Raw genomic sequence first — 18,639 nt, forward strand, 5'->3', positions numbered from 1 at the left:
TCCTCCTTTCTTAAGCCTCTACGCTGGAAGACATCTGCGAGTGCTGCCCGACCCCCTTGATGGCCTCGAAGAAGTAGGCGCCGCGGCCCCACAGGGAATTGATGAAGATCGACGTCACGCTGGCCGCCATGGCCACCATGCCCCAGATGGGGTAGATCAATCCTGTCGCGGCGGCCGGAATCCCGACACCGTTGAACAGGAAGGCCAGGCAGACGTTTTGCACCATCTTTCGGTAGCTGTACCGGCTGACCTCGTAGGCGTCGAGCACAGCGCCCAGCCGCTGGTTGAGGATGATCACATCGGCGGATTCGATGGCGATGTCCGCTCCGCTGCCGAAGGCGATGCCGACCTCGGCCTGCATGAGCGCCGGTGCATCGTTGATGCCGTCGCCCACCATGGCCGTACGACCGCCCTCCTGAAGCGTGCGGATCATCGCCGCCTTCTCGGCCGGTAGCACCCGCGCATGCACGTCGGCGATGCCGGCGGCGCGGGCGAAATAACGCGCCGCCTCCTCGTTGTCGCCGGTGATCAAGCTTGTTCCGATGCCGAGCGCATGCAGGCGGCGCACCGTCTCCACTGCGTCGGGCCGCAGACCGTCGCCGAGCGCCAGCAGGCCCGGCAGTTCGTCTCCCCGCGCCACGCCGATCACGGTCAGGCCTTGCGCTTCGATTGCCTTGATGCGCCGTTCCTGTGGCTGGAGATTGACGGCTTGGCTCGCGAGAAAACCAGGGCTGCCGACCAGCACCCGCGAATGGTTAAGACGCGCCCGGACGCCTTGACCCGCCACGGCTTCAAATTCCTGTACCTCCGGTAGCGCGATATGCCGTTTGGTTGCCTCGTCCACCACGGCGCGGGCGAGCGGATGTTCAGACCCGACCTCGACGGCTCCAGCCAGCGCCAGCAGTTCGTCTTCCGGGCAGGCCAGTGGAACGATCGTCCGTAACGCAGGACGACCCTCGGTCAGCGTACCCGTCTTATCGAAGACTACGCGCTGCACGCGTCGCAGGGCTTGAAATGCCTCACCGGTGCGCATCAGCACACCGCGTTCGGCCGCCTGGCCTGCGCCTCGCACGATCGACAGCGGCGCCGAGATCCCCACCGCGCAGGGATAGCCCATGACTAGCACACTCAGGCCGGCGAACATCGCCCGACGCAGATCGGGCGCGGCCCCGACGACCAGCGGGCCGAGCGCCCAGACGAGGGTCGCGCCGGCCGCAGTGAGCAGCACCACCGGGGTGTAGACGCGCAGCACGCGGTCCACAAGGTGCAGCAGGCCTGGTTTCAGCGCCCGCGCGTCTTCGACACTGCGGATCACCTGTCGGAGGAAACTCTCCTCACCCACAGCCGTCACCCGCACCAGTAACGTGCCGCGACCGTTGAGGGAACCGCTCACCGTCCGGTCGCCCGGGCGCTTCTCCACGGGGAGCGGCTCGCCGGTGACGAGGGATTCGTCCACATCCGATTCACCCGACTCGACCTGACCGTCCACCGGGACCCGCCCGCCCGGCCGAATGCGGACCACGTCCCCGACGCGCACCGCTTCGAGCGGCACTTCTTGCTCCGTACCATCCTTGACGATAGAGGCCACGTCAGGCTCCAGGTCCAGCAGCTTCTTGACCGCCTGCGAACTGCGGGTTTTCACGATCAGCGATAGCCATTCTGAGAAGATGTGATAGGCCAGAACCATCACTGCCACTGAGAAAAACGCGGTCGTCGGATAATCCGGCAGGTCGAAGGCCAAGCCGACTACACCGCCGGTCAGTCCTGCGAATGCCCCGGCCTCGACGAGCACGTGCTGGTTCAGGATGCCGCGCCGCAGCGCCATGAGGCCCATGTGCGCAATATGCCCGCCCACGCCGAAGATGACGCTCAGGGCGAGCGCGCCGGCAAGCCACGGCGTGGCGCCGCCGAACGCGCCGCGCAACTGCAGAGCGTACGTACCTGCCCCAAACGCGGCGAGCAAGACCGAGCCGGCCAGCGCCCACCACGCGCCGTAGCTCCGCAGGACTACGAAGGAAAAGGCCACCATGCTTGCGATGGAAAACGCGCAGAGCGCAAACCACGGGCTGTCGAGCGGGTACCCGGCCAACCCCATCGCGGTGATGCTCATGGCCAGCGCGGCGAGGAACCGCTCGCGCTCGCGCACCAGCGCCCGCTCTTCTTCCTCAAACGCACGCAGCTTGCGCGGATCGGAGATGGTGTAGCCGATCTCCTTAAGCGTCTGCAGCAGCTCCTCGGCCCGCGCACGCGCGGGGTCGTACTCGATCAGTGCTTGTTCATGGGTCAGGCTCACCGCGACCTTGTCCACGCCGGTCTGCTTGCCCAGTGCCCGCTCGATGGTGCCGGTACACAACGAACAGTGCAGCCCGCCAATGTGGGCGCGGATTCGCCGCCGGCCTGGTCGTTTCGAAGGCTCGTCGCTCCAAAAGCGCTCGGTAGATTCAATGGTCGTTTCCATGCTCATGTGTGCCTCCCTTACGTATTTCTCCCCTCCGATGCGAGGGCCTCCAGGATCGGGCACTCGCTGGTGGGGCCGCGTCCGCGACAGGCGGCAGCCAACTTCATCAGCGCCGTCTTCATCTGTTCCAGGTCGCGAACTTTCGCGTCGATATCGGCGACTTTGGCCTCTGCCCGTCTTTTGATGTCCGCGCTCGTTGTCTCGGGTTCGATGCGCAGAGCGAGCAGATCGCCTATCTCCTTCAACGAGAAGCCCAACTCCTGGGCGCGCCTGATGAACCGGATCCGCTCGACGGCCTCGAGGGGATATTCACGATATCCGGATTCGCGTCGGGGCGGTTCGGTCATGAGCCCTCGCCGCTCGTAGTAGCGAATCGTCTCAACATTCACGTGGGCTTGCTTCGCCAACTGCCCGATCGTCAATGTCTGCATCTTCTCACCTTAACTCACTTATAACATAGACCCTGTACCTAGGTACGGAGTCAAGGGGTGCGGAGAACTTTTTATGGATCTCCGATTTGCACTGAACTCAGAAAGACTATTAACCAGGCAGGAATGTGCCCTAGGACCTTACGGTTGGAAGTGCGAAGGGAGGTGTGGTGAAGCACGCCAGAGACGGGTCTGCGAATAGAAGCCTTTCCACGCAAACCAGAAGGCCCTGGTGGCCGGAAGCTGACGCAGCCGACTGCCGGTGAGCTGGCCCTTGATGGCCGTACCGGTGAGCACCTGCCACGTCGAACCGGTCTGCCGGTCTTCCATCACCAGGTCGCCATCCGCCTCGCGCAGATTCGCAAACTCCAGGACCCGCTCCCCCACCCGCCTCGAGAAGGCCACTGCCGTCGCCTCTTTTGCCGAGAAGGCCACCAGGATCGGTTCGCCGTTCACCATATCCTGCACGAGTGGCTGGCGGTTCAGATCGCGATAGGGATAGGCGACTCGCGTGTCGCCCAGACTCAATCCCAGGACGAACTCCTTTCCAGGAAGCACAGCGTCCGGATTCCTGGTTCCGAAGATCCCCAGCTTCTCCTGGTCTTCGAAGTAGCGCCTGTAGGCATTATGGGTTCCCTCGACCCCGAAGGCGCTCTGCTTCGAGAGGACGAGGGTATCAGGATGGAGTCGTCTCCACTGCTTCCAGGTGGTGTGGGAGGCCGGATAGGGTGTCAAGGTCTGCCCTTTCAGCGGCCCGACAATGGCACCTCCTGTGACGTGGCTCCAGAGGCTGCCGGTCTCGCGATCATACATGACCAAGGCGTCCCTCCAGAGCTGTCCGCTGACCCCGAAGATGATCGGCGCGCCCTGGTGCGTCGGCCGGACATACACGATGCCCGTAAAGCAGAGGGGTCACCAGGTCACGGCAATCGGCAGGCTCCCGAGCTGGTCGTTCACAATCTCATGGTGGTTGAGTTGCCAGAGTGAGTAGGCCTTGGCGACCTTCCCATCGGTCACAGCCAGAATCGGCTCTTCCGGCTGCATGACCCGATCGCCCTCGGTAGCGGAGACGAACGTGGGATGATCGATGGCGGGGATCGCGTCTTTCGGCAGGACGGTCATGATGGGTGCGCCGTCCACGGTCCCAGTAAAAGGCCCCGCCCTCTCCGCCAGGGCCGAATCTGAACCCCACATCGAGGTCGCGAAGGCCACTAAGCCCACGAAAAGCCAATACCACGTTCTCCTCAACATCTCATCCTCCCACCCGATGGGCCGTTTCCATATCCATTCTCAGCCAAGACGCATAAGCAATTGAAGGAACCCCTTGAGCGGCCCGCTGGAGAGCTTTTCCCGGTAGTACTGATCAGCCGCCCGGCGCACGCCCTCGACGAGGGTAGGGTAGGCATGGATGGTCTGTGCAAGTGCGCCGACCGGGAGCCCCTTCCGCATCGCGAGGATTACCTCCTGAATGAGATCACCGGCCTGAGGGCCCAAGATATGGGCTCCCACGATCTTGCCTTTCGGCGTACACACGAGCTTGGTCAAGCCCATCGCCTCGCCATCACAGAGGGCCCGGTCCAGGTCGCCAAAGCGATAACGATAGACCTTCACATTTCCGAACTGCTCCCTGGCTTCGGCCTCGGTCAAGCCCACCCTGGCCACCTCGGGATCGGTGAAGGTGCACCAGGGGACGGCCGAGTAGTCCGCCCTGCTTTTGAAGGGGAACAGCGCATTGCGGACGACCAGACGGGCCTGGTACTCGGCTACATGAGTAAAGAGGAGCTTCCCCGTGATGTCGCCACAGGCCCAGATGTTCCGAGCGCGGGTCCGTAACGTCTCGTCCACCATGATCCCCTTACTGTTATAGCTCACCCCTGCCGCCTCGAGGTTCAGTTCCTCCACATTCGGCCGCCTGCCAGTCGCCAGGAAGATCTCCTCGGCCCTGAAGGTCACTGATGCACCTGTGCATTCTCCATGGACTAGTTTCTCGGTCCCGGATTGCTCCACTCGAAAGGCCTTGGTGCAGGTGTGGATGTCGATCCCCTCGGCCCGCAGGATCGCCTCCAGCGCCTGGGCGACCTCTTGATCTTCTCGGGGCAGGATCTGCCCCACCACCTCTAAGACTGTTACCCGGACGCCGAAGCGGGCGAAGAGCTGGGCGAACTCGATCCCGATAGGCCCTGCCCCCAGGATGACGACCGATCGAGGGAGATGCGAAAGCGTCAATGCGCCGACGTGGTCGAGGAAGCCCACCTCCGCCAGGCCCTCAATCGGAGGCACAGCGGTCCTTGAGCCGGTGGCGATGACCACCTTCTTGGCGGCAATCGGCTCCCCGCCAACCTTGAGCTCTGTAGGGGAGAGGAAGCTCGCTTGGTCGGAAAAGAGCGTGACGCCGAGCCCCTTAAATCGCTCCGGGGAGTCGTGCTTTCCTACCTGCGCTTGCACCTGTCGCATCCGGTCCATCACTTTTACAAAATCGAAAGAGACCTCGGGCGGATTCAGACCAAAATCGGCTGCCCGGCGCATCAGGTGCAGGACTTTCGCGGAGCGGATCAGGGCCTTGGAGGGGACACAGCCCGTGTGCAGGCACTCTCCCCCAAGCCGGTCGCGCTCGATGAGGGCGACCTTGGCGCCGAGGGACGCAGCGCCGGCAGACGTCACAAGCCCCGCCGTGCCGCCGCCGATCACGGCGAGATCGAAGGTGTCCATCAGCTCCTCCTCACGCTCGAAGCGGACTGTTTAATATCGGATGAAGGCTCGTGGCCGTAATAAAGCCGGTGGAGCCGATCGGGGCTCACACCAACGAAATAGAGGAAGCGGAGCGCCCACATCAACAGGATGGTCCAAAGGATCCCGTCCCGCTCCCACTTCCGCGCCGATGCCGTGACCTTCAAGCGAAGGCATGCCATCCCCCCCACCCCTTTCAGCCGCTTCGTCAGCTCCACATCCTCCATCAGGGGGATGTCGGGATACCCTCCGAGCTCTTCGAATGTTTGCCGTCTCACAAAGAGGGCCTGATCACCGGTGCAGATCTTCGTGAGGCGTGAGCGGAGGTTGATAAAAAAGGCGATGACCGTGAAGATCGGACGGAGATTGTCGAACCGGACATCGAAGCGTCCCGCCACGATCTCGGGGTCGCGAAAGGCCTCCGCAATCGCTGCTTCAGCCTCGGTTGGCAAGAGGATGTCAGCATGGAGGAAAAGGAGCACTCCACCGTTTGCCACCTTCGCGCCTGCGTTCATTTGCCTGGCCCTCCCCCGCTCATTCGAGAGGCATCTTACCCATGGAAACCGACGCAGAACGGCGCTGCTCCCATCCTCACTGCCGCCATCCACGACAATCACTTCGGCTTCCGGACAGATCACCCGAAGATGGGGTAGGAGCCGCTCCAGATTTTTCGCCTCATTGAGCGCTGGAATGATAATGCTCAGCAAGCTCTCCTCCCTCCTAGCGGTCGCCGCTATCCACCGACTGGAGCACGATGTCGCCATAGTACGCCACTGCGTCCTCGCCGGTGTTGTCGGTATCGGTCATGAGGGCGATGCCGGCGATTCGTGGAGGTGCTTTGCCGAAGAGACGCGTATAATCGTCGTAAAGGTTCCGCTCCTCGCGCACCCACCGCCCCACGTGTTCCGCCCCACTCTCCACCGCGATCATCTTCGCCCGATCAGTGTAGGCGCTATCGATGGCTGTCCCCTTGGGCAGTCGGCTGTCCCAGATGTAGTTAATGACGTTTTTTGGCGGGTACTCGCCGTAGATGAGCTTGTAGGCTCCATAGCTGGTCTTCTCCCAGAGTGTGGCGTTGCGAGCGTCGTACTGGAAGGCCACATAGAGACGGGCTGGATAGTCGTCGCCTTCTTTGCGGCGGGCATCCCCTTTCGCGAGGATATTCTCCACCTTCCATCGCCAGGAGATAACCCGGTAGACCTTTGGATCGAGGTCCAGCGCCTTGTACAGGCCGGAAGCCGACGCATGGCTTTCCGCTTTCACGACGTAATGCTCCCCCTCTCGAATCATCGTGTAACGGGTTTGCGAGGGGATCTTCCGGAATGTCAGAGGCTTCCAGCCGTTGGGAAACCCCTCCGGACTAGTTGAAGGACCGAACCGGCCCACGACCTGGATGTCTCCGCTCAGGGCTTGAACGACTGCGTGGAGCGAGAGCGCTACACCGAGAGCGAAGGAGACGAGCCATCGAACTCTTCTTGCCATCAGTTCACCTCAGCTTTACCAAATCGTCCGCCACTGAGCTGGTTCGCTTGAGCCATCTCGGAACCAGGGAGAGCAGGACCAGCAGAACAGCGGCAATCCCCAGATACGTCAGGGTCCGCTGGACATCCCCACCTCCTTCAGCGAGGGCGCCACCCGCGAAGGTGTAGGCAACCGTCGCCGGGAGCATGCAGGCCCAAGAGATGAAGAGGTACCGCCCAAACTCGATCCTGGTCAGGCCATAGGCATAGTTTTGGAGATTGAAAGGAAACAGAGGGACCAGACGGGTGATCATGACGATTCGCCACCCGTATCGCGCGATTGCCTGGTCGATCTTCGCAAGCCTTGGGTTCTCCGAGACCCACCGGGCTACCATCCCCCTCGCGCCATAGCGAGCGATGTGGAAGGTAAGCGCCACCCCGATGGTGGAGGCGATAGACACATAGGCCGTTCCCCAGAGCGGGCCGAAGACTACGCCGCCCAGGATCGTAATCGGGAGACCAGGGACGAAGAAGAGTTCGGCTAAGATGTAGCCGGTGATGTAGACCAGCGGAGCGACTGGCCCGAAACTGTCGATCCATACCTTTAGATGGGCAAGGTTTTTCAGGCCGAAGATCTCCTGGAGCCCAAACATCCTGGCCAAAAACACCCCTCCCAGGATGAGCCCGCCGAACACGAGCAGGCGCACCCATCGTGTCGATGACTTTTGAGCGACCTCACTCAAAGCGATGCCTCCTCCACCGATACCCAGGCTCCAGGATGGTCCCGGGTGCGGTTATGGTCTCCAACGCCTTCAATACATCGAGCAGGATCGTCCGCTGTTGCTTCACGGCAAAAGCTTCACCGAGAGGATGACCAAAGGGGTAACGGAGATAGAGCGCACGGGGCGGTTTCACCTTTTTTGTTACCTCTTCCTGCAGCGTGATTCCAATTGTCGGAATCCCTTCCACTTCGATGGCACGCTGGAGCAGGCCCACGGCCTGATTGCACAACCCTCAGGCCGGGGTGAGGACGACAGCCTCTGCCCCGTCGCGCCGCAGGCGACGCGCTACCTCCGGTGCGGTCTGCTGTACCAGCGTCTTTACGTGCGGGCCGTCGATATGCCCCATGAAGCCATAGACAAAGGGGGCGATCCCTCCAATAATCCCTTCGGCCTTGAGCTCCTTGAGCCGGTCTACGGGCAGGACCACGTTGAGATCCTGGTCTGCCGCCGAGTGGTCATAGTATTTGTGGGTGATCGTCAGCTCTTGTGGCTTTATGTCCGCCGAAATGACCCGAAAGCTAGGATCGCCGTTCGGATCGTCCATGTCAAAAGGAGGTTGAGTCTTCAGGTGGACCCCCGCCGTGGTCACGAGGGCGATCACCGACTCTCGAACCGGCTTCTTCAAGGATGCCCAAGGGATCCCTTCCGTCTCCATGAAACGATGGCGCTTGGCCCACCGCTCGGAAAGCCATGGCACGTGTTTGTAGAGCTGCACCACAAGCGCATTGGTCAGATTGTGAAGGCGTCCCATCAGCGAGCTCCCATTTGCATCATGAGGCGATCCGTTGCACCAGCGCGTAGATCCCCGCCGCCAGCGATGCCGCAACCGGGAGCGTGATGACCCAGGCCAGCACGATATTCCGGATCACGTCCCATTGGCCTTTGCCATTGCTGGCGCCAATCCCGAACAGGGCTCCACATGCAACGTGCGTGGTCGAGACAGGCAGACCCCACCTGGAAGCAAAGATGACCAGAAAGCTTGTCACCAGGTTGGCGACAACACCCTGGTCAGTGTCCATCGCGGTGATGCGTTTACTCACCGTCTTAGCTACGCCCTGCGCATGAAGCAGCCCGCCTAAGGCCATGAACAGCGCGACTAGGTATACACCCCACCCGAGATTGAGTCCTCCTGCAGCCACGGAGAGGGCGACGATCTTCGGGGTATCATTGAGGCCTCTGGCAAAGCTCACAGCCCCTGCGCTCAGGTAATGACCAGCGTCAAGGACGGTCTGGACATTTACGCCGAACATCGTACCGCTATAACGCTGCCGGCAATTGCTCTCTTCATCCACGACGACACGAAGGGACTCGGTGCCCGTTGTCACGAGTCGCCCTTCAGGTGTCATGGCCACGGCCACAGGAACACGCTCTTCCCCTATACAGAGACAGGTCTCTTTTGTGAACCCGGTACAATTCGCCGCGAGTCTGAAAAGCGGGTAACCAAGCACTGCTAAACCCACTGCTATCAATGGGCTTACCATGAGCGGCCCTAAATAACTCGACCACAGGGTTGAAAAGTCCAAGTCTAAACCGACAGCCACGAGGCCGGCCCCAACAAAGGCCCCAGTCAAACTATGCGTGGTCGATATGGGCGCACCAATTTTGGTTGCGAGAAATACCGTGAGGGCCGCGCCCAGGATCACGGCAACGGGGAAGGGTTTCGACCCGACGAGAGCATCAGGTATCAGGCCCTGCCCCCGGAACGTCTGGACGAGTGTGGTGGCCAAAAAGACTGCCGCTATCGAGCCGGCAAACGTTGTGGCCGTCGCCAACCAGAGGGCCTTTCTGTAGTTCGTTGTGCCGCTTCCAAAGAGGGTGGCCACCCCCTTGAAATTGTCATTGGCCCCGTTGGCATAGGCAACGAACATCGTCGCCACGAATAGCGTTACGTTCCAAGGCAACATGCGTGCTCCTTAAGCGAGTATGGCCCCACCGCAACTGCTCCCTGTCCCTGCGGTACAGGCATAGCAGTGGTTCCCAACCAGGATCTGGCGGCCCTCGACGGAATCTGCGTCCAGTTCCCAGATCTTCAGCGGCTTACCCTCTCCATCCCGAAGCGGCATCCGGAGCGCCTGATTGAAATCACAATCGTACACCGACCCTTCCCAGCCCACGCTCAACACATTCCTGCACATCACACGGTCCAAGGTTGCCGGGTTAAAGGCAGACTCCAGGAGATGCATGTACTGATCGTGCTCCCCACGCAGCTTCAGGAACTTCTCAAAGCGTGTGATCGGCACATTGGTCAGGCAGTAGAGACGGTTGAACACAATGCCGTATTTCTCCTGGAGGACCCGTTTGTAGTCCACTTCGAGTTGCTCCTGTGGTGGCGGCAGGTACGCGCCCAACGGATTGTAAACCAAGTGAAGATCCAGTCCCGTCCCCGGCACGCCGTAACCCAGCCGGTTCAGCATCTGAAGGGCGCGGATGCTCAGCTCAAAGGTCCCGTCTCCTCGCTGACGATCCACATTCTCCTCGAGATAACAGGGAAGCGAACAGATCAGCTCAATCCGGTTCTCCCTAAAAAATTCCGGCAGGTAGTCTTGGCCAGGCTCAAAGATGACGGTGAGGTTGCACCGATTGATGACGTGACGCTCGAGCAGTACGCAGGACTTCACAACAAGGTACTCGAAGTTCGGATTCAGCTCGGGTGCGCCACCCGTAATATCCACAATCGGAATTCCTGAAACCTCCACGAAGCGCAGGATGGCCTCGACGGTTTCACGCCCCATGATCTCTTTGCGTCCAGGCCCGGCCTCCACGTGACAGTGCAGGCAAGCCTGGTTGCACAATCTCCCCATGTTCACCAGGAGCACATCGATCTGACGCTTGCGAAAGCCGTCACCACTGTCGCGCATGCGTTGAGCAAAGGGGCGACGCATTGGATACTTCACCTCAGGGGCAGCAGGTGCTGCCCGGACCGCAGCCATTGGAGCCGCTCCGGGTCACCGTGTAGTCCATTCCCTTGGTCTCGCGGGGATGGCGCCGCTCCGTACGCGCGCAATCAAACGTATCGGCCTGTTCCAGCGGAATCTCTTCTCTGGGTGGCAGGAGAATAAACTGATCCTGATACGGGGCCTTCGAATAGAGCTGGTAGGTCTTATCGCAGACCGCGATCCGCACCCCGCGAGGGAGGACATGGTTATCGTCGTCCATGACCTGCTTCCACGGGCCGCGATAGATCACCGCCTGGTTTCGCTCGAGGCAGGGGCCTTCCTTCCCTTTGTTGGCGGTCAGTGTGATCGAGCGAAACTCGATTCCTTCGATCGTCTGGTACGGCTCTGTTCTCATCTCCTCGATATGTATCCCGTAAAACTTGGCCTCCTCAAAGGCGCGGAGCAGCTCTTCCTCTTGAAAGGCCCCGGAGACGCAACCACTCCACAGCTCCGGATCGTGTGTCAGGTGATCCGGGACCGGTTCATCGCTCACGATGTCAGAGATGGCAATCCTGCCGCCTCGCTTGAGGACGCGATACATCTCGGAAAACAGCTCCCGTTTCTCCTCAGGTCGGACCAGATTCAGGACACAGTTGGAGACAACAACATCGATCGATTCATCAGGAATCAGCGGGTGCGTCTGCGAGATTCGCTCCTCGAACTCGCGCAGCCTGGAGAGGTCGTTGACCGAGTGTACAGGGTCACGCGCCAGATGTTCCTCCACGAGATCCAGGTTGAGCTTGAGATTCTGAATCCTGCCTCGACGAAACTCCACGTTGTGGTAGCCGAGCTTTGTACCTATCGCCTCTTGATATTTCCGAGCCAGCGCCAACATCTCCTCATTGAAGTCGACGCCGATGACTTTCCCCTTCGGCCCGACGATCTGGCAAATAATGTAACAGGCCTTGCCGCCCCCGGACCCGAGATCGAGGACCGTCTCCCCCTCCATCACGTATCGTGACGGGTCTCCACACCCGTAGTCCTTTTTGACGATCTCCTCAGGGATCACCTCCAGAAGCGATCGGTCGTAACTGACCGGGACACATAATCCCACCTCGACCTCTCGAGCGGCCTGCCCATAGCGCTCCAGCACCGATTCTTCAACAGTGGCCCTTCGAGCATTTTCGTTGTTCGTTCCATTATTGAGCATTTGCCTCTCGTCGCCCATAAGCGTATGTCTCCTCACGTGCGCCTCCCGTGAAAAACTTTCAACTTTCTCCCCTCAGCCTCCAACCGATGATTAGATGACCATAGCAATGAAAAGGATTCGCGTCTATGAACGAATACATCGAGCGAACTTGTCCTCATGAGCAAGCAGGAGACTCACGCTGCTGTGGCACAGATTGCCCCCAGGGCATCGTAGGCCAGGAAGTGGGGAAGGGCATCTTGGCGGAACCGGCCATGGGAGCCGCGAAGGTCCTGACGCCCGCCACAAAGCGGGCGAAGGCGACCGTCAGGCCTCCACCACGCCTCGCAAGGGTGCGTCGTTTTTGCCCGATCAAGGCGAGTCTCTTTTGCGTTGTCAAAACGACGGCGCCGATGATGAAGACATCATCTTATGTTTCCGAGCCGACACGTTATATCGTCAACTTGTGGACTCGATTCTGGGCTGTGGCTTCCTACGCAGTCCTTCGCGCGGTACACCGCCCCAATGACGGCACCGTAGAGCAAGTGGGCCATCAGACTCATCCCCGCCATGAGCATCGCACTCGGCGCGGTTCCCCCGTCTGGCGTCACCGCCGCACACGGGTTCGTGGCAACCACGGCGCCGCATGGATTCATGGGGACCACCGCGCCGCATGGATTCATAGCCGGTACGGCGGCGGACCCAGCCAAGAGGGAATGCAGCACCGTCAGGGCCGGCGCCAGCGCTACCATCGCAAAGATCCAGGGAAGGATGGAGTAAAGAGCGCCCTTGAGGGGCCGTGGGCCCGGAAGCCACGTGGCGAACGCCACGGCGTAGATCATCGCCAGAACGACCCCGTTGAACAGGTGAACCAGGCTTCCTGTGAGGTAGGTCGGCAGGCCGATGGGCAGCGCTTGCCCCAGGGCCCCGATCAGATCCATCTTGGGGAGACCCATGAGCGGGGCCATATACATCAGGGCCGTCATCGCAAGCGTGCCCAGGAACCCCGCCATGACTGCTGAACCGATACTGAACCGTTTCATTGTTTTCTCCTTCATTGTTGTACGTACGGGTCTTCACTGACCCTGTCTTCGTTGATGTCTTCGGCAGTTCTATTGCGTTGTGATCCCACGGGCGGAGTTGCCGGCTCGCCCCTTCTCTGTCTTTTAGATGCAGGGGCAGCCCGGAGGATTCACGGCCGCGCGGAAGTATGAGCCTGAAAGGATTCGCCAGACGTTTCTTGAAGGGAGACGACCAGCAGCGGCCTTGGCAAGTGAGACGGCTCGATTGAAAACCGGGGGGGGACTACAGAGGCAGTAGCGGGAGCGGTTCTGTACTATTGTTACTCGGAACTGTCACAGAGAAATCTGTCAGCCTGAGGCATACCTGTCCACCGGTGTGACCGGCCTTCCTACAGAAAGGACAGACATGGTGTGAAGGCTGGGAGATGATGCTCACGGGTGATCCCCGCCTGCTCTCTCCTGGCGAATCTGCGTCTTGAGGAAGCTTGTCAATCGGGTTGTCAGCTCCTCGGGCATCGCCTCGTAGGGGAGCGTTCTGACCCAAGCCGTCGTCGCCTGATAGGTCTTGATGAAGTTGTGACAGTCCGGGCAGTCCTCAAGATGCCGCTCCAGCGCCCTGCTGGTTTCGGGGGGCAGGGTCCCATCGAGATAGTCGGCCAGCAGCTCCACCTGCTGCTGGCAGGTGAGCATCCCCGCGCGTCCCCAAAACGGCTTCCCAGTCCAGCGTGTCAGACGCTCCCAGAAGCTCATGGTCATCCCTTTGATCCCAATTCTGTCATGTATCGTTCCAGCCTGCCGCGAAGGACCAGACGTGCCCGGTGTAAGCGCGCCTTGACGGCCTGCAGCGACGCGCCCACCACCTCGGCCGCCTCTTCATTCGAGAGCCCCTCGAAATCCCTCAGGACGAGGACCACCTTGTAGTCAGGCGGGAGGGCGTCGATGGCCTCCCAGAGCAGGCGCTCGCGCTCATTCCGCAAGAGCCGATCCTCCGGCCCGTGCGTGAAGTCATGAACCATTTGGGCATGCCGCCCATCCTTCGTAAACTGGGGGAGGTACGCCTCGATCGACTCCTGGATCGGCCCCCGGCTTCGGAGCTTCATCAGGGCGGCATTAACGGTGATTCGATAGAGCCAGGTGCGGAAGGCTGAGCGGCTCTCGAAGCTCTCAATCTTGCGATACACCGCGAGGAAGACATCCTGGAGGACCTCCTCGGCATCCTCCCGGTTTCTGGTCATCGACATGGCCAGTCGATAGACCCGCTCCTGATAGCGACCCAGGAGCGCGTCGAAGGCCGCCTCGTCTCCGCCTTTTATCCGCTCGACGAGGTCCTGATCCGGAAGATCCATCTGATCCCTCGGTACAGTATTAGATGCCTCGATATTGCGGAACGATTCGGAGCTCCCTCCCCGCCAAAAGGCACCGCGTTCAGATCACGACACCAGCTTTGCTTCTCAGCCGACGGCGAATTATATAAAGCCCTGCCGCAAATCTCAATCGCAATCGTGAGAGGGGCATCGGCGCGCATCCCAGATTGTTGCGCCGCCATCTAAACAGCAGAAGGAGTTAGCCATGAATGCACCATTGCTCACGCACCTGCTGGATCTGCTCTTTCAGGACCCCAGCGTCCACCGGCAGGCAAAAGACCGGCTGAGCGACTGGATCCTTGATCGGCATGCCTGGGGATTACCGCTTAATGACCGGACCCTGCTGGAGTACCTGCATACCGTCCATCCCCATATCTTTGAGCGACTGAGGAGCCATCCGCGGGTCAAAGACGAGATCGACCAGCTCCTGGCTACAGAGCATCGTCTGAGCCTGCCGCACGACGCGACGCCATCCCGTGCCTGAAGGTCTGCATGTCACCTCTTTTTGACCTCCTCCGTCCGCCTGTCTTTGCGCGCATGCCGCCCCGATTCCAGGGTACTCTGGATCACCGAGCGGAGAAGCCGGCTTCGCTGCGTACCTTCTAAAAGCGTCGTCAAGTTCTCGTAGAGGATGGGATCGGCGAGCAATGCGCCCAGGGTCCCTTCGCCTCTGGCGATTTTCTCACTAATCTCGTTGAGGTGCCGGGAGGCTTCCGTAAGGTTTTTCACCAAATCCCTGGACTCCTGGACCAGCTTGGCGCCCTCCGGATCGTCAATTAGAACATGGGCCAAACCCTGGCCCTCCTTAACTTCCTTGGCCAGAGCCCCCACCGCCTCAGCAGCACGGGCCATGTCCTGCACAAGTCGGCGGCTGGCCGGATCCTGAATCAGCCACGGTATGGCCCCTTCTCCGCGCTCCATCGATGCGGCGATCCGCTCCAAGGTCCTGGCCGCCCCGGCAATAGCCTCAGGTGTCTTGGACTCTTCCAGCGTTGACAGCATGGTATCGAGAGAGGCGGCGACCCGCTCCGCGTGTCCCAGGACCCGCTGCCCCTGGCCGATAAAGGCGGCAACGTCCAGCCGCTCCTCGACCTGCAGGGTTGCGCCGTCGGGGAGGCGAGGCTGCTCCGCGCTCCCGACGCTGATCTCGACGATGGTATTCCAGTACAGCAGATGGTCGAGTCGGTATTGAAACATGGCCACCAGGAGGCCGCCGATCATCCCGACGACGTTCGCAATGCTGGTCAGAAGCGGAAAGACCACGACCCCGGCCAGGAGTCGAGGAACCACCAGGAACTTCACGTGATTCGCCCCGATGGCTCGGAGGGCATCGACCTGCTCTGTGACCATCATCGCCCCCAGCTCGGCCGTGATCCCCGCCCCGACCTTGCCCCCCACCAGGAGCGCCGTCATGACCGGAGCCGCCTCCCGAACCATGGACTGCGCCACCGTGGGTCCGATGTAGAGAATCGCGCCGAATCGCTGCAGCTCATGCGCCCCCTGCAGCGCCACGACCATCCCGGCAAAGAGGCCCGAGACCACCGTCAGGACCAGCGACAGGACCCCCATCGCATGAATCTGCGCCACAAAGAGGGTGAACTCGTAGGGTGGCAGGATGGCCTCGCGCAACGCCTGCAGTGCCAGCAGGAAACTGCCCCCCAGGTATGCGAAGAATCGCCTCACCGTTTCTCCCCTCTCGAGAGCTGAAACCGATGAATCAGGGCCTCAAACTCCTCGTTTACCCCCGAATACTTCTCAGGAGACGCGAACAGTACAAGGTCGTAGACACAGTCAGATCCCTTGAGGGTATAACCATGGAGCAGGAGTCTCTGACCACCCAGCTCACCTCGTACAACCACCTCTACTGCCTCCCCCTGGCTCGTCGTGCGACGATCCTGCCTCAGAATCTCCTTCTCGCGGATGCCGAAAAAGAGGTGTCGCATTACGATCTCCAGCGGTCGGTTCGGTAGGGTCTCGTCACAGGTGGCATTGACCACAATCCCCGCTTGACTGCTCCGATGACGCAAGACCAGATCCGCCTCGTTATCCATCTCAACATTCCACCCGTCCGAGGGCAGCAGGGCGAGGTAGCCTTTGGCCTCATTGATGTACGTGTGGCCCCGAAGCTGACCGGCGGCACATGCCGTCAGCAAGAGCCCGAGAGCCAGAAGGCTCAAGTGAACATGTCGCACGTAAGACCGCAAGGGCGAGTCCGCATCAGTCGGGGGAGTAACCGCCAGCAGGCGCATAACTCATGCACCGGCCGTAGGCGTCATAGGCGTAGCAAGAGCCATAATACGGGTAGCTATACGATGGATAGGAGAAATTACTCTTTTTCGACATCGCGTTCAGGATCCTTCGCATCTGGCACGCCCCCCTCCGGGGGGCATGAAGTCCCTCAGGTCGAGCCGCTTGTGTTGGCAAGCCAGTACCCGATTCCGATCACGGCTAACAATCCTATAAGGCCTTCCATCGTCTTCTCCTCTAAAAGTGCAGACGAGCGGGCCGCTCATCAACACTCGGTTTATAACCCAGGTCCATCACCAAGACCTTCGCCAGCTCTTTCGCATCAGGGTCTGTCAGGTTCTTGTCTTGAGCCACCCTCATCTGCCTTCCCTCCATCCAGCCCACCATTCCACCCATCCTGTTCACGCTACTTCTTTCTATGGATATAGATGAGGCATAAAACGGAAAGGATGCGCGGGATGCGATGCGCCGTCTCCCCGCGCTTTTGCGTATCCGGGGGCGACCCTGCCGCATCTAATAAACGTGAGCGTATAAGGTGTCAGCCATGCAATGCCCTGCAGCCCTTCAATCACCCTTCGTCCGGCTGAAGGAGATCATGAAGCGGGCGGTCACGCGACGCCTCAACCGGGAGGTCGGCGCGTATGAGATCAAGGTCCCCAACAGCATGGGGCGACTCTATAAACATATCCGGAAGGGGGATGTGGTCCTCATCGAGGGGATGCTCAGAATCAGCCAACTCATCAAGTACACCACCCAGAGCCAGTGGAGTCACTGTGCCCTGTACGTAGGAGATGAACTGCTGCGTCGGGGAGAAGCCCTGCGCGAGCAGGCGCTGGCCCGGTTCGGCCAACTCGCCGACTGCCTGCTCATCGAGGCGCTGCCCGATCATGGGGTGGTGGCCTCGCCCCTCCCAAAGTATCAGTGGCACAACCTGCGGATCTGCAGGCCCTTCAAGATCGACCCTGCCGATCTGGATCGCGTGATCGACTCAGTCCTGGCGGACCTCGGCAAGGCGTACGACCACCGTAATTTCCTGGATCTGACCCTGATGCTCCTCAGCCCGGTGGAGTTCGGCTTCCTGAAGCGGCGGACCATCCAGACCTGCCTGGGCAACTGCACCGAGCACCAGGTGATCTGTTCAGGGATGATCGCCCAGGCCTTCCAGCGGGTCGGCTACCCGATCCTGCCGGTGGTCGATATCGGCAATCCACCTGACGACATGCTGCTCGAGGCCGTCCCATACGCCTACCCCTTGACGATGCGCCACTACTCGCAGATTTTGCCGCGCGACTTCGACCTGAGCCCCAACTTCCAGATCATCAAATTCAACCTCATCGAAGAGGGTGACTTCGACTACAAGCACCTGACCTGGACAACTGCGAGCAGAGAGGGCGGGTGCCAGTGATCAGCATGGTGAGGGTGTGGTGGTGATGGGCAGCTCTCAGCCTGGGAATGACCGAGGATGAGCCCCAGGGGCGGCTGCTCGAAAACCACACCTGGGGCTCAGGTCGAGGAGAAGCCTGTGATAACAGTTCACTACTTACCGGCGCAGGGGTTCATGGGTCCTTTCCCCGCAGACTTGCCCAGCGGCGCCCACAACGCGTCCTCCTTGTGCTCCATATCCTGAGGGTCGCCGGTGGGATGACGGACGATCACCAGCATCTGCCATACGCCAAAGGGCTGCCGATCGAGCTTCGCCTTGAAGGTCGCGACCCCCTTCTTGTCCATCTTGAACATATACGGGGATGATCCGACGCCGGCCATCTCGTGTTTCGGCTCCATATTTACGTACCAGACGCTATATACCGATTCGGGCTTGAGGTCCTTCACGCGGAGGGTCAGGGCGCTGTCGGTCATTACCGCCTCGCCGCTGCCACGTTCGACCCCTTGGGACCGCTGAAGGGTGATCGTCGTCTGTGCCGCTTCGGAGGCGCGCCCACTTCCCAGCAACGCGATGACGACCAGCCCCCCGATCATGGTCAACGCGAGAATCCTTCGATGTTTCATCGGTATCCTCCTGTGTGTTTGTGGTTCTCTGTTGCACACCTCGACATCTTCGGCTCCCTAACCCTTGAACTCGACGCGCGCA

The 18,639-nt window shown here is 60.6% G+C and carries 21 protein-coding genes; 2 read left to right on the plus strand and 19 right to left on the minus strand.

The genetic code is table 11. From position 1 onward, the window contains the following. Positions 1 to 10: 10 nt before the first annotated feature. The 16 genes from C3F12_08380 to C3F12_08455 form a co-directional block, all read right to left on the minus strand. Positions 11 to 2,464: a copper-translocating P-type ATPase gene (locus tag C3F12_08380; protein PWB46070.1), complete on the minus strand. Its 2,454-nt coding sequence runs from the start codon at positions 2,462 to 2,464 to the stop codon at positions 11 to 13. A gap of 11 nt (positions 2,465 to 2,475) precedes the next feature. Then, positions 2,476 to 2,889 (minus strand): heavy metal-responsive transcriptional regulator, encoded by a 414-nt coding sequence (locus C3F12_08385; GenBank protein PWB46071.1) that lies wholly within the window; start codon positions 2,887 to 2,889, stop codon positions 2,476 to 2,478. Between the two features lie 138 nt (positions 2,890 to 3,027). Beyond that, a complete protein-coding gene (locus tag C3F12_08390) occupies positions 3,028 to 3,780 on the minus strand; it encodes a hypothetical protein (GenBank protein PWB46072.1) in 753 nt (250 codons plus the stop codon). Between the two features lie 18 nt (positions 3,781 to 3,798). Beyond that, positions 3,799 to 4,137: a hypothetical protein gene (locus C3F12_08395; GenBank protein PWB46073.1), complete on the minus strand. Its 339-nt coding sequence runs from the start codon at positions 4,135 to 4,137 to the stop codon at positions 3,799 to 3,801. 39 nt (positions 4,138 to 4,176) lie between these two features. Continuing rightward, the gene (locus C3F12_08400) at positions 4,177 to 5,595 is read right to left on the minus strand and encodes a pyridine nucleotide-disulfide oxidoreductase (protein PWB46074.1); all 1,419 of its coding nucleotides are present in this window, start codon (positions 5,593 to 5,595) and stop codon (positions 4,177 to 4,179) included. Continuing rightward, positions 5,595 to 6,377 carry a glycosyl transferase gene (locus C3F12_08405; protein PWB46075.1) on the minus strand — a complete coding sequence of 261 codons (783 nt, stop codon included), beginning with the start codon at positions 6,375 to 6,377 and terminating at the stop codon, positions 5,595 to 5,597. Before C3F12_08405 ends, C3F12_08400 begins: the two co-directional genes overlap by 1 nt. Beyond that, positions 6,334 to 7,095, minus strand: coding sequence for a hypothetical protein (locus C3F12_08410; GenBank protein PWB46076.1), 762 nt, complete (start codon positions 7,093 to 7,095; stop codon positions 6,334 to 6,336). The genes C3F12_08405 and C3F12_08410 overlap by 44 nt, the downstream gene beginning before the upstream one ends. 4 nt (positions 7,096 to 7,099) lie before the next feature. After that, on the minus strand, positions 7,100 to 7,816 hold the full coding sequence (locus tag C3F12_08415) for a TVP38/TMEM64 family protein (protein PWB46077.1): 717 nt from the start codon (positions 7,814 to 7,816) through the stop codon (positions 7,100 to 7,102). Then, entirely contained in the window at positions 7,809 to 8,069 is a 261-nt protein-coding gene (locus tag C3F12_08420) for a hypothetical protein (protein ID PWB46078.1), read from the minus strand. The genes C3F12_08415 and C3F12_08420 overlap by 8 nt, the downstream gene beginning before the upstream one ends. A gap of 18 nt (positions 8,070 to 8,087) precedes the next feature. After that, on the minus strand, positions 8,088 to 8,606 hold the full coding sequence (locus C3F12_08425; GenBank protein ID PWB46079.1) for a hypothetical protein: 519 nt from the start codon (positions 8,604 to 8,606) through the stop codon (positions 8,088 to 8,090). 19 nt (positions 8,607 to 8,625) lie between these two features. Further along, positions 8,626 to 9,759 (minus strand): inorganic phosphate transporter, encoded by a 1,134-nt coding sequence (locus C3F12_08430; protein ID PWB46080.1) that lies wholly within the window; start codon positions 9,757 to 9,759, stop codon positions 8,626 to 8,628. Between the two features lie 9 nt (positions 9,760 to 9,768). Next, positions 9,769 to 10,737 carry a radical SAM protein gene (locus tag C3F12_08435; GenBank protein PWB46081.1) on the minus strand — a complete coding sequence of 323 codons (969 nt, stop codon included), beginning with the start codon at positions 10,735 to 10,737 and terminating at the stop codon, positions 9,769 to 9,771. Between the two features lie 13 nt (positions 10,738 to 10,750). Then, entirely contained in the window at positions 10,751 to 11,941 is a 1,191-nt protein-coding gene (locus tag C3F12_08440) for a methyltransferase (GenBank protein ID PWB46404.1), read from the minus strand. Between the two features lie 401 nt (positions 11,942 to 12,342). Then, entirely contained in the window at positions 12,343 to 12,960 is a 618-nt protein-coding gene (locus C3F12_08445; GenBank protein ID PWB46082.1) for a hypothetical protein, read from the minus strand. A 411-nt stretch (positions 12,961 to 13,371) separates the two neighbouring features. After that, positions 13,372 to 13,695, minus strand: coding sequence for a hypothetical protein (locus tag C3F12_08450; GenBank protein PWB46083.1), 324 nt, complete (start codon positions 13,693 to 13,695; stop codon positions 13,372 to 13,374). After that, positions 13,692 to 14,285: an RNA polymerase subunit sigma gene (locus C3F12_08455; protein ID PWB46084.1), complete on the minus strand. Its 594-nt coding sequence runs from the start codon at positions 14,283 to 14,285 to the stop codon at positions 13,692 to 13,694. Before C3F12_08455 ends, C3F12_08450 begins: the two co-directional genes overlap by 4 nt. 223 nt (positions 14,286 to 14,508) lie before the next feature. Here C3F12_08455 and C3F12_08460 point away from each other — a divergent pair, with 223 nt between their 5' ends. Continuing rightward, positions 14,509 to 14,787, plus strand: a complete 279-nt coding sequence (locus C3F12_08460; protein PWB46085.1) for a hypothetical protein — start codon at positions 14,509 to 14,511, stop codon at positions 14,785 to 14,787. Positions 14,788 to 14,798: 11 nt separating this feature from the next. On the opposite strand, the gene C3F12_08465 is transcribed toward C3F12_08460, so the two are convergent. Both C3F12_08465 and C3F12_08470 read right to left on the minus strand, forming a co-directional pair. Beyond that, positions 14,799 to 15,986: a hypothetical protein gene (locus C3F12_08465; GenBank protein ID PWB46086.1), complete on the minus strand. Its 1,188-nt coding sequence runs from the start codon at positions 15,984 to 15,986 to the stop codon at positions 14,799 to 14,801. After that, on the minus strand, positions 15,983 to 16,552 hold the full coding sequence (locus C3F12_08470) for a hypothetical protein (protein ID PWB46087.1): 570 nt from the start codon (positions 16,550 to 16,552) through the stop codon (positions 15,983 to 15,985). The genes C3F12_08465 and C3F12_08470 overlap by 4 nt, the downstream gene beginning before the upstream one ends. Before the next feature lie 542 nt (positions 16,553 to 17,094). Here C3F12_08470 and C3F12_08475 point away from each other — a divergent pair. Then, positions 17,095 to 17,955, plus strand: coding sequence for a lipo-like protein (locus tag C3F12_08475; protein PWB46088.1), 861 nt, complete (start codon positions 17,095 to 17,097; stop codon positions 17,953 to 17,955). A 131-nt stretch (positions 17,956 to 18,086) separates the two neighbouring features. On the opposite strand, the gene C3F12_08480 is transcribed toward C3F12_08475, so the two are convergent. Then, on the minus strand, positions 18,087 to 18,557 hold the full coding sequence (locus C3F12_08480; protein PWB46089.1) for a hypothetical protein: 471 nt from the start codon (positions 18,555 to 18,557) through the stop codon (positions 18,087 to 18,089). Positions 18,558 to 18,639: the final 82 nt, after the last annotated feature.

Source organism: Candidatus Methylomirabilota bacterium (assembly GCA_003104975.1).
GTDB lineage: Bacteria > Methylomirabilota > Methylomirabilia > Methylomirabilales > Methylomirabilaceae > Methylomirabilis.

What these genes read in the sequence shown, in the direction of transcription:
- C3F12_08380 (PWB46070.1), bottom strand. Translation starts at nt 2,464, where the DNA reads ATGAGCATGGAAACGACCATTGAATCTACCGAGCGCTTTTGGAGCGAC.
- C3F12_08385 (PWB46071.1), bottom strand. Translation starts at nt 2,889, where the DNA reads ATGCAGACATTGACGATCGGGCAGTTGGCGAAGCAAGCCCACGTGAAT.
- C3F12_08395 (PWB46073.1), bottom strand. Translation starts at nt 4,137, where the DNA reads ATGTTGAGGAGAACGTGGTATTGGCTTTTCGTGGGCTTAGTGGCCTTC.
- C3F12_08400 (PWB46074.1), bottom strand. Translation starts at nt 5,595, where the DNA reads ATGGACACCTTCGATCTCGCCGTGATCGGCGGCGGCACGGCGGGGCTT.
- C3F12_08405 (PWB46075.1), bottom strand. Translation starts at nt 6,377, where the DNA reads ATGGCGACATCGTGCTCCAGTCGGTGGATAGCGGCGACCGCTAGGAGG.
- C3F12_08410 (PWB46076.1), bottom strand. Translation starts at nt 7,095, where the DNA reads ATGGCAAGAAGAGTTCGATGGCTCGTCTCCTTCGCTCTCGGTGTAGCG.
- C3F12_08425 (PWB46079.1), bottom strand. Translation starts at nt 8,606, where the DNA reads ATGGGACGCCTTCACAATCTGACCAATGCGCTTGTGGTGCAGCTCTAC.
- C3F12_08430 (PWB46080.1), bottom strand. Translation starts at nt 9,759, where the DNA reads ATGTTGCCTTGGAACGTAACGCTATTCGTGGCGACGATGTTCGTTGCC.
- C3F12_08435 (PWB46081.1), bottom strand. Translation starts at nt 10,737, where the DNA reads ATGCGTCGCCCCTTTGCTCAACGCATGCGCGACAGTGGTGACGGCTTT.
- C3F12_08440 (PWB46404.1), bottom strand. Translation starts at nt 11,941, where the DNA reads ATGCTCAATAATGGAACGAACAACGAAAATGCTCGAAGGGCCACTGTT.
- C3F12_08445 (PWB46082.1), bottom strand. Translation starts at nt 12,960, where the DNA reads ATGAAACGGTTCAGTATCGGTTCAGCAGTCATGGCGGGGTTCCTGGGC.
- C3F12_08450 (PWB46083.1), bottom strand. Translation starts at nt 13,695, where the DNA reads ATGACCATGAGCTTCTGGGAGCGTCTGACACGCTGGACTGGGAAGCCG.
- C3F12_08455 (PWB46084.1), bottom strand. Translation starts at nt 14,285, where the DNA reads ATGGATCTTCCGGATCAGGACCTCGTCGAGCGGATAAAAGGCGGAGAC.
- C3F12_08460 (PWB46085.1), top strand. Translation starts at nt 14,509, where the DNA reads ATGAATGCACCATTGCTCACGCACCTGCTGGATCTGCTCTTTCAGGAC.
- C3F12_08470 (PWB46087.1), bottom strand. Translation starts at nt 16,552, where the DNA reads ATGCGCCTGCTGGCGGTTACTCCCCCGACTGATGCGGACTCGCCCTTG.
- C3F12_08475 (PWB46088.1), top strand. Translation starts at nt 17,095, where the DNA reads ATGCAATGCCCTGCAGCCCTTCAATCACCCTTCGTCCGGCTGAAGGAG.
- C3F12_08480 (PWB46089.1), bottom strand. Translation starts at nt 18,557, where the DNA reads ATGAAACATCGAAGGATTCTCGCGTTGACCATGATCGGGGGGCTGGTC.